This is a genomic window from Pseudomonas nitroreducens TX1 (assembly GCF_000313755.1).
In the GTDB taxonomy this organism is placed as follows: domain Bacteria; phylum Pseudomonadota; class Gammaproteobacteria; order Pseudomonadales; family Pseudomonadaceae; genus Pseudomonas; species Pseudomonas nitroreducens_A.
On sequence record NZ_AMZB01000029.1, the window covers coordinates 1 to 480 of the forward strand.

Here is a 480-nt window from a genome sequence, read left to right on the forward strand (position 1 = left end):
CGGCTGGGTCATCACGCCCATGGACAGTACGTTCACCAGCACCAGTAGCAGCAGGACGGTGATGAAGCCGATCACGGTGGCCTTACCGACATCCGAACGTTTTTCCGCGCGGGAGGAGAAGATGCTCGCGCCCTCGATGCCGATGAACACCCACACGGTGACCAGCATCATGTTGCGCACCTGGTTCATCACGCTGCCCAGGTCAGGATTGCTCTTGCCCCAGATGTCGGCGGTGAAGATGTCCAGTTTGAAGGCGAACAGGCAGATCAGGATGAACAGGAACAGCGGGACGATCTTCGCCACCGTGGTGATGGTGTTGATGAACGCCGCTTCCTTGATCCCGCGCAGCACCAGGAAGTGCAGGGCCCACAAGAGGACCGACGCGCAGACGATTGCCGCGACGGTGTCGCCCTTGCCGAAGATCGGGAAGAAGTAGCCCAGGGTACTGAACAGCAGGAGGAAGTAACCGACGTTGCCGAG

1 protein-coding gene is annotated in these 480 nt (G+C 60.0%); it reads right to left on the reverse strand.

Going from position 1 to position 480, the window contains the following annotated elements:
• Nucleotides 1–480 (reverse strand): amino acid permease (locus C167_RS0100315; protein ID WP_017516302.1); only part of this gene is annotated, 480 nt, incomplete at both ends.